Source organism: Oleiagrimonas sp. (genome assembly GCF_027858935.1).
Lineage (GTDB): Bacteria > Pseudomonadota > Gammaproteobacteria > Xanthomonadales > Rhodanobacteraceae > Oleiagrimonas.
In genome coordinates this window covers 1-8,532 of record NZ_JAQIBU010000234.1, presented here as the reverse complement: position 1 = coordinate 8,532, position 8,532 = coordinate 1, and the positions used below count along the sequence as shown (strand labels likewise).

The following is an 8,532-nucleotide window of genomic DNA, read 5'->3' as shown; positions in this document are numbered from 1 at the left end:
AAGATCCTGCGCAGGGAATTGCGCGAAGGCACCGCCAGCGAGCAAAGCTGATCGTGCGTCATCCTATGGATCGACTGCGGATCCATCCCGTTTCACAGTGGATGTTCCTGTCCGCCATTGCTGGATGCACCATGCAAGGGTCGCCAACTTCAGACCCTGTGTGATGCAGGCACACTCATCGACTTCGGCGTCAACCTGTTGCAACTATCACCCGGAGGCTGGTCCAGCCAACGACACTGGCACAAGGAGGAAGACGCGTGCGTATGGGTTGTTTCCGGCGAGGTGGGGCTGGTCCCCGACGCAGGCGAAAAACTGATTGCAAATCGGAGATTGCGCGGCCCTGTCGGTCCAAGAAGTACGCGGGATGTCTGCATCTGCCCCGATGTGGACATGCCCATGAATCGTCAGGCGTGATCCACCGGCTCCGCGAAGCTACGGGGACGCAGCGCGGCGGCTGCTCGACACGGTGAACGGTCAGCCAGGCTCAAGACTTGGCTTATTTCCACGGCTCGAGCGTGTCAGCATAGCCGCCAAGCAACGTCCACAGGGCGGCCTGCTTGTCTTCGGGTATGCGTGAATACTCCAGCCCGATCCAATGGGTGGAAATCCACATCACGCGGGCATCGACATGGATATGCAGGTCGTTGCCAAAGATCATGTCTACCACCCAGGTCTGTCCTTCTCCACCGCTCCAGTGCGAGGGCTTGCGCAGGCGCACTCCGGTGGCCGAAATATCCTCGAGCTCGGTGGGAAACGATTCCGTTCCCCGATTCAACAGGACCGTCGTCTCGATGCGCATGCGAGCGTGGCGAACACGCCGGCCCTGTGGATCGATACCGGTGTTTTGACTTCCAGTCATGCTGGGCTGTTCCTCAGGAGGTAATCGGAGCGAGCCAGAAAAATATGTTCACCTTTCCGACGCATGGCATACCAAGCAATTTGCGGGCCACCGAGGAGCCTGGTTAATCATCCCGAACCTGAAACCGGTGATGCTGCTTAAAAATGTGACCGTCTTGTCACAATCACCCCGGATGCCGGGGATCTGCGGGGCGCAGACGATCAAAGCGATGATGGAAAGCCGACCCTGGAGGTCAACCTTGGTCGCCTTGCGTCAGGGTCTTGACGTGGCGCGATCAGTACTGGACTTGCCACACCACAAACTATACTCTAGCGCTTCGGGTGGAATTAAGGGCTCCCGGTTGCCGGCCTTGTGCATCGTGCGACATTGCCCACATGCATCTTTCGTAATTCAGAGGCTTGTCGAGTGGCTGCCCAGTGGGCGACACTCAAGACATGGCACTGCGTGTACCTGTTCGTTGCGGGTTCGGGTTTCGAACCGCTGCGACAACCGTCACGTAAGGCACTGCGCGCACAACGCCCGGGGTACGCATAGCGTCAATCGTCACGACCGGTCCGACACACCGGTCATTCGTGGCGCAGCCATCGGGCACGCCAGACCCACAACCACGCCTTGCCGCGTCCTCCAGGGACTGGCACAAGCACATTGTCACGAGCACATTGCCGTTTGATCCGGAATGCAAAGGGGCCCTACGCCCTTATGACCAACCAACCAGTTCCAGTCCAACCCGTGGATGCCCTGACGCAGCAGCCGTTCACGCATGTGCCCCAGCAGCAGGAAATGCCGCTGGCCGTGGTGCATGGACAGCCCGTGCTGGAAATGCCGCAGGATCTGTATATACCGCCCGACGCGCTGGAAGTGATCCTGGAGGCGTTCGAGGGCCCGTTGGACCTGCTGCTGTACCTCATCCGTCGGCAAAACATCGACATCCTGGATATACCGATCGCCGAAATCACCCGGCAATACATGCACTACATCGAGATGATGCGCGAAGTCATGCGTCTCGAACTGGCAGCCGAATACCTGTTGATGGCCGCAATACTGGCTGAGATCAAATCGCGTCTCCTTTTGCCGCGTCCTCCGACCGAGGAATCCAGTGAGGAAGATCCGCGAGCTGAACTTGTACGCCGGCTGCAGGAATACGAACAGTTCAAACAGGCAGCCGAGGACATGGACGAACTGCCACGCATGGAACGTGATTTTGCTACGGCTCATGCCCATGACACGGACCGCAGCATCATCCGGATACCGCCAACGGTGGAAATCCGTGAAATGCTCCTTGCACTCAAGGAAGTCATGCATCGCGCCGAACTGTTCGGCCGCCATGAGATCGAACGCGAACCGCTGAGCGTGCGTCAGCGCATGGGCGATCTGCTTTCACGTCTGGGCGATGGAGCGTTTCACCGATTCGAGAGCCTGTTTGATGTCTCCGAGGGGCGACTTGGCATCGTGGTCAGCTTCCTCGCCATCCTGGAACTGGCCAAGGAAATGCTGGTCGAGATCGTTCAGGAGCAACCGCTTGCCCCCATTTACCTCAAGGCCGGAAAGGCCTCGGATTCCGACGAGTAGAGGCATGGAATTCAACATCCTGAAAAACATCATCGAAGCCGCGATACTGGCATCCAACGCACCCATGTCGGCCACGCGACTGGCTGAACTGTTCTCCGAGGACGACAGCATCCCCAACGGCGAGATTGGTCGTGCCCTGGAGTCCCTGCGCGGTGAGTGCGAAGGTCGTGGGGTCGAGCTGGTGGAGGTTGCCTCGGGCTTTCGCTATCAGGTCCGACAGGACGTGCATGCCTGGGTCGCCAGGATGTGGACCGAACGACCCAGTCGCTACTCGCGCGCGCTGTTGGAAACCCTGGCGCTGATCGCCTACCGCCAGCCCATCACCCGGGGCGAGATCGAGTCGGTACGCGGCGTGTCCGTATCCTCCAGCATCATCAAGACCCTGGAGGAACGCGAGTGGATCCGCGTGGTGGGCCATCGCGATGTGCCCGGCCGTCCGGGACTGTTCGGCACCACCCGCGAATTCCTTGATTACTTCAACCTCAAGTCCCTGGACGAACTGCCCTCGCTGGCCGAAATCCGCGACATGGAAGACTTTGATCCCCAATTGAACCTTGATGGCGAAGCTCCCACGGCCCGCGCCTCAATGCCGAGTGAGGAAACCGCTTTGGACGAGGTTGCCGACACCGGCGCCGACTCTTCGCCCTCGCCACCAAAGGATGCCGTTACTGAGGCATCCCCGCAGGCAACCGTCGCTACCGGCGACGCAGACCCGAACGAAGCCAACGACATTCCCACTTTCACCCCGACCCAGGCCACCGCCGAAGAGGCGCCGGCCGCTGCGGATGTCGACACTGACGCCGCCGATCCAGATACCGAGGAGAACCGCGCATGACTGCGCATAGCCGTAACGTACTCACCCTCAAACGTGATTCCAGTCACAAGACACAGCCTGCCATCAGCGAACGCCTGCACAAGGTGCTGGCCAATGCCGGCCTCGGTTCCAGACGCATGCTCGAACAGCGCATCCAGAACGGCGAGGTCCAACTCAATGGCGAAACCGCCGGTACCGGCGTAAGCGTGCAATCCGGGGATCGCGTGGTCCTGGATGGCAAGCAGTACGTTGTCTCCACCGACAATCGCAGCGACGCCGAGGTCCTGATCTACAACAAGCCCGAGGGCGTGCTGACCACCCGCGACGATCCCGATGGACGACCCACCATATTCGAGCAGCTACCTCGACTGAAGGGCGCGCGCTGGGTTGCCGTAGGTCGCCTGGACGTCAACACCACCGGCCTGATCCTGATGACCAGTGATGGCGAACTGGCCAATGCACTGATGCATCCAAGCAACGAGATCGAGCGCGAGTATCTGTGCCGCGTTCACGGCGAGGTCCCTGACGAGACGCTGGAAAAACTCAAGGCGGGCGTCAAACTCGAGGATGGACCTGCCCATTTCGACGATATCGCCGTGATCAGCCGCGGGGGCAGCCACAGCTGGTTTCGCGTGACCATCCGTGAAGGTCGCAATCGCGAGGTGCGCCGCCTTTGGGATTCCCAGGGTTTCCTGGTCAGCCGCCTGAAACGCATCCGATATGGAAGCGTGGAGCTGCCACGCGGACTCCGGCGTGGCGATTGCGAAAACCTGCCCGACGAGGCCATCCAGACCCTGCGCAAGCAGGTCAGCCTGGGCGCGCCGCAGCCGACACTGACCCTGAGTCCGGTATTGCACCAGCGCCGGGCCAGCCGCCACGTCAAGGAATATCATCCAGAAGGCAAGGCCGAACCCCGTGCCTGGACCGGCAACTATCACGGCGAGGCTCGCGAACTGACGGCCTATGACCGCATCCGCGACGATAGCCCGTCAGGCGGCAAGCGTGGCAGCGGTGGACGCAAGACCGGGCGCGACGTCAATGGCAATGTGGCGCGTCCGGAAAAATCGGGCGGTGGCGGTCGTCGCAAGAATCGACGCGGTGTCGCCCCAGGCCAGGAATTGCCCTCGGTACGCACCTGGTTCGCCGGTGAAACCCGCGGTTCCGCCGGTCCGGCAAAATCCCGTTCAGCCAAGCCCGGCGGCAAACCTTCGGGTCCCGGTGGACGACGCAAGGGCGGAAAGCCTTCGGGCAACCGTTCCCATGGACAGGGTCGTGGCGGAAATGGCGGTGGAAATAACAACGGCAATCGTTGACGCATCCCGGAAAGATCCCATGAACGTCCGCATCCTGCATAACCCTCGTTGCAGCAAGTCGCGAGCAACCCTCGCGCTGCTCGAGGAACGCGGCATCAAGCCAGACGTTGTCCGCTACCTGGAACAGCCGCCCTCAGTCGACGAGTTGGAGCAGCTGCTGGAAATGCTGGGGCTACAGCCTCGCCAGCTCATGCGCCGCAACGAACCGGTGTATGAACAAAAGCAACTCGACGACCCCGGCCTTGACCGCACCGCACTGCTTGAGACCATGGCCCGAAATCCGATCCTGATCCAGCGCCCTATCGTGATCCATGGCGCGCGTGCAGCCATCGGCAGACCGCCGGAAGCCATTCTCGAGATTCTCTGAACAGGCAGCGCTCAGTCTTCGATGCGATAGCGGTCGGCGTCCATCCATGCCGGGAACCGTTCGCGGTGCGCAAGCAGCAATCCCGGATCCAGATGGACCGTGACCACCTGCTGCTGGTCACCAGTATCCACAAGCGCCGAGCCATAAGGGTCAATCACTGCGCTGTCGCCGGCATACGCAATGGCATTGCCGTCCGTACCCACCCGATTGACGCCGGCACAATAGGCCAGATTCTCGATGGCTCGCGCACGCAACAAACTGCACCATGCCTGGCGGCGCGGAGCCGGCCAGTTGGCCACGAACAAAACAAGGTCGTAGGCCATGCCTCCCGCAGCTTGCGCGTCATGTTCATTGCGCGACCAGATCGGGAACCGCAGGTCGTAGCAGACCAGCGGGCGGATGCGCCAGCCGTTCAACTCGACCGTCAGCTTCGCCTTTCCGGCTGCGTAATGATGCTGTTCACCGGCCATGCGGAAAAGATGACGCTTGTCGTAGTACTCGAAGCTGCCATCCGGTCGTACCCACAGCAGACGATTTAAATGGTGCTCTTTTTCCCGGATGACCAGCGATCCGGTGATCACCGCACCAACCTCGGATGCAAGCGAACGCATCCACTCCAGACCTTGTCCATCCATGGTATCGGACTGGCTGCCGGTCTCATTGGTAAACCCGGTGAGGAACATTTCCGGAAGCAGGTACAAGTCGCTGGTACCGGCCTGGCTGCGCACCAGGTCGGCGTAATACCCACGGTTGGCCTCGGCGTCATGCCAGCGCGTGGCGCCCTGGACCAGGGTCAGACGTAGTGGAGAAAGACTCACAGCGCACACAACCGCTCAGCACCGGCCTGCATGGTCGGGGCGTTCTTGGCAAAGCACAGGCGCAAAAGTCGTGAATTGGGCGGCGTTTCGTAGAACGGCGTGAGCGGCACGCCGGCGACACCGCCCTCACGCACCAGCCATTCGCTGAAATTGATGTCGTCGGTGTCGCGGATGGCGGCATAGTCCACCAGCTGGAAATACCCCCCGGGGACCGGGAGCAGATCGAGGCGTGAGTCCTCCAGCATGGCGCGGAAGCGGTCACGTTTTTCCTGGTAGAACGCCGAGAGACCGAGCGCATGCGACGGGAGGGTTTCGAGCACTTCGGCAAAGGCAAACTGCGCCGGACTGAAGGTGCAGAAGGTCACGTACTGGTGCACCTTGCGAAACTCCACGGACAGCGGCTTGGGTGCCACGCAGTAGCCGACCTTCCATCCGGTGCAGTGCCACGTCTTGCCGAAGGAACTGACCACGAAGCTGCGCTCGGCCAGCTCGGAATGCCGCAGTACGCTCTGATGTTCGGCACCGTCGTACACCATGTGCTCGTAGACCTCGTCGGACAGCACCAGGATGTCGGTACCACGAACCACCTCGGCCAATGCATCAAGATCGGCGCGCGAAAAAACCGCGCCGCTCGGGTTGTGTGGTGAATTGGTGATGATCATGCGTGTTTTCGATGTGATGGCATCACGTACACGTTGCCAGTCCACCCCGAAATCAGGTGCGCTCAGCGGAATATGGACTGCGCGAGCATCCTGCAGGTTGATCGCCGGCTCGTAGCAGTCATAGGCCGGGTCAAACACGATCACCTCGTCTCCCGACTTTACCGAGGCGGCGATCGCAGAGAAGATTGCCTCGGTCGCCCCCGAAGTGACGGTGACTTCGGTATCGGCGCTGATGCGGCGGCCGTAACTGCGTTCGGTCTTGCGCGCAATCTGCTCGCGCAAGCGTGCCACGCCGATGCCCGGAGCATACTGGTTGTGGCCTTCATTCATGGCCCTGGACAGGGCATCTCTAAGCTCGACGGGAGGGTCGAAATCAGGAAAACCCTGCCCCAGGTTGACGGCCTTGTGTTCCACGGCCAGTTGGCTCATCACGCTGAAAATCGTGGTGCCGACCTTGGGTAGACGGGTTTCGATATGCATGCCGTTCAAGCCTTTTCCATGGGCGCGATCGCGGCCGATCTTAGCATGCATGCCGTCCCTGCTCAGGCCATCCTGCGTCCAGCACAATCCATCTTGTAGCGTTCCGCTGACTGCGGCAACCGTTCACCCAGGAAATCCACAAGGGCGCGTACGCCGGGCAACAGGCCGCGGCGGCTCGAATAAACGAAATGCATCGAACTCGGTGGCGTGGACCAGCCGGGGAGCACGACTTCGAGCGCGCCCTCAGCGATCGCTGGCGCGCACACCCATGCGGGTAGCAGTGCCACACCCATGCCGGCCTTTGCCGCTTCCATCAGGATCGGGAATTCGCCACTGATCAGGCGCGCCTGCATGGGTACGTCGAAGCTTTTTCCCTCGGGTCCAACCAGTGTCCATACCTGCTGCGCGTCGTGCTCGTACATGGACAGCGCAGGCAACCTGGAGAGGGCCTCTGGGGTCTCGGGGCGCCCTTCCCTGTCCAGGAAGATACGGCTGGCTACCGCCAGCAGACGCGATTCTCCGAAGCTGCGCATGATCAGCGTTGCGTCGGCATCCAATCGCGAACGCACGCGTACCGCGATATCCACACCCTCGCCCAGAAGGTCCACGCGGCGGTTACTGGACTGCAGACGGACCTGAACCTTCGGATACAGTCCCATGAACTCCGGAAGAAGTTCAGCCATCACGGTCTGAGACAGCGAAACCGGGCAGCTCACCCGGACTACGCCGCGCGGCTCGGACTGCAGTTCGTCAATGGCGTCCTGGGCTGCCTGGGCTTCTTCCAGTACCGCCCGGCAATGGGCACGAAACCGCTCGCCGACATCCGTGACCACGAAGCGCCTTGTGGTCCGCTGCAACAGACGTACACCCAGACGGTCCTCGAGTTGGGCGACCCGTTTGCTCAAACGCGACTTGGGAATTCCCAGCGCCCGGCCGGCCGCCGAAAATCCACCGTGCTCGACCACTGCGGAAAAAAAATACAGGTCGTTCAGATCGTAAAGAGCGCCTTTCCGATTATCCATGATTGTTTCCCTGTATGAACAATTAGTTCATTTATGCCCTCTTTCAAAAGCATTGTCCAGAACAAAGAATACATGCCATACACCTACCGTCCCTCGGGACATGATCAGGAAACAACCATGAATATTCTGCACCTGGACGCCAGCGTACTGGCACAACATTCGGTCAGCCGCGAGCTCACCGCAGCCCTGGTCTCCGAACTGCGCACAGACCATCCCGGCGCAACGGTCCATTATCGAGACCTGGTCAAGGACCCCATCGGTCACTGGGTCCCAGTGAAGGAAGCCATACGCGAACCCGGCCCGGGCGGACAGGAGATCCTGGACGAATTCCTGGCCGCAGAAACGGTTGTCATCGGCGCGCCAATGTACAACTTCGGAATTCCCACCCAGTTGAAGGCATGGATCGACCACATTGCCGTACCTGGCCAGACATTCCGCTACACCGAGAATGGGCCTGAAGGCCTGGCCGGCGACAAGCGCATCATCATCGTGTCCAGTCGCGGCGGGATCTACAGCGAAGGCCCCGCGGCGCCCATGGATTTCCAGGAAAACTATCTGCTTGCCTTCTTCGGCTTCATCGGCGTGAAGAATCCCGAGATCATCCGGGCCGAGGGTGTGGCCATGGGCA

General features: G+C 60.8%; 9 protein-coding genes. 5 read left to right on the top strand and 4 right to left on the bottom strand.

The features are described 5' to 3' along the window. Positions 1-496 precede the first annotated feature (496 nt). Positions 497-859 carry a PilZ domain-containing protein gene (locus PF446_RS08655; RefSeq protein ID WP_298071032.1) on the bottom strand — a complete coding sequence of 121 codons (363 nt, stop codon included), beginning with the start codon at positions 857-859 and terminating at the stop codon, positions 497-499. A gap of 780 nt (positions 860-1,639) precedes the next feature. Here PF446_RS08655 and PF446_RS08650 point away from each other — a divergent pair. The 4 genes from PF446_RS08650 to arsC are packed head-to-tail and all read left to right on the top strand — an operon-like array spanning position 1,640 to position 4,922. Continuing rightward, the gene (locus PF446_RS08650; protein WP_298071033.1) at positions 1,640-2,428 is read left to right on the top strand and encodes a ScpA family protein; all 789 of its coding nucleotides are present in this window, start codon (positions 1,640-1,642) and stop codon (positions 2,426-2,428) included. 4 nt (positions 2,429-2,432) lie between these two features. Then, positions 2,433-3,263, top strand: coding sequence for an SMC-Scp complex subunit ScpB (gene scpB / locus PF446_RS08645; protein ID WP_298071031.1), 831 nt, complete (start codon positions 2,433-2,435; stop codon positions 3,261-3,263). Then, positions 3,260-4,555, top strand: a complete 1,296-nt coding sequence (locus PF446_RS08640) for a pseudouridine synthase (protein WP_298071030.1) — start codon at positions 3,260-3,262, stop codon at positions 4,553-4,555. Before scpB ends, PF446_RS08640 begins: the two co-directional genes overlap by 4 nt. A gap of 19 nt (positions 4,556-4,574) precedes the next feature. Next, the gene (gene arsC / locus PF446_RS08635; RefSeq protein ID WP_298071029.1) at positions 4,575-4,922 is read left to right on the top strand and encodes an arsenate reductase (glutaredoxin); all 348 of its coding nucleotides are present in this window, start codon (positions 4,575-4,577) and stop codon (positions 4,920-4,922) included. A gap of 11 nt (positions 4,923-4,933) precedes the next feature. On the opposite strand, the gene PF446_RS08630 is transcribed toward arsC, so the two are convergent. The 3 genes from PF446_RS08630 to PF446_RS08620 all read right to left on the bottom strand — a co-directional run bounded on the left by PF446_RS08630 (position 4,934) and on the right by PF446_RS08620 (position 7,904). Beyond that, the gene (locus tag PF446_RS08630) at positions 4,934-5,740 is read right to left on the bottom strand and encodes an amidohydrolase (protein WP_298071028.1); all 807 of its coding nucleotides are present in this window, start codon (positions 5,738-5,740) and stop codon (positions 4,934-4,936) included. Next, positions 5,737-6,882, bottom strand: coding sequence for a pyridoxal phosphate-dependent aminotransferase (locus PF446_RS08625; protein ID WP_298071027.1), 1,146 nt, complete (start codon positions 6,880-6,882; stop codon positions 5,737-5,739). Before PF446_RS08625 ends, PF446_RS08630 begins: the two co-directional genes overlap by 4 nt. 62 nt (positions 6,883-6,944) lie before the next feature. Beyond that, entirely contained in the window at positions 6,945-7,904 is a 960-nt protein-coding gene (locus PF446_RS08620) for a LysR substrate-binding domain-containing protein (RefSeq protein WP_298071026.1), read from the bottom strand. Positions 7,905-8,021: 117 nt separating this feature from the next. Between PF446_RS08620 and PF446_RS08615 the strand changes: the two genes are divergently transcribed. Further along, positions 8,022-8,532, top strand: a 511-nt coding sequence (locus tag PF446_RS08615) for an NAD(P)H-dependent oxidoreductase (RefSeq protein ID WP_298071025.1), incomplete at its 3' end; no start/stop codon positions are given.

Bases quoted from the DNA above. Each gene is read 5' to 3' on its own strand.
- scpB (WP_298071031.1), top strand. From the start codon at position 2,433: ATGGAATTCAACATCCTGAAAAACATCATCGAAGCCGCGATACTGGCA.
- PF446_RS08650 (WP_298071033.1), top strand. From the start codon at position 1,640: ATGCCGCTGGCCGTGGTGCATGGACAGCCCGTGCTGGAAATGCCGCAG.
- PF446_RS08655 (WP_298071032.1), bottom strand. From the start codon at position 859: ATGACTGGAAGTCAAAACACCGGTATCGATCCACAGGGCCGGCGTGTT.
- arsC (WP_298071029.1), top strand. From the start codon at position 4,575: ATGAACGTCCGCATCCTGCATAACCCTCGTTGCAGCAAGTCGCGAGCA.
- PF446_RS08620 (WP_298071026.1), bottom strand. From the start codon at position 7,904: ATGGATAATCGGAAAGGCGCTCTTTACGATCTGAACGACCTGTATTTT.
- PF446_RS08625 (WP_298071027.1), bottom strand. From the start codon at position 6,882: ATGCATATCGAAACCCGTCTACCCAAGGTCGGCACCACGATTTTCAGC.
- PF446_RS08640 (WP_298071030.1), top strand. From the start codon at position 3,260: ATGACTGCGCATAGCCGTAACGTACTCACCCTCAAACGTGATTCCAGT.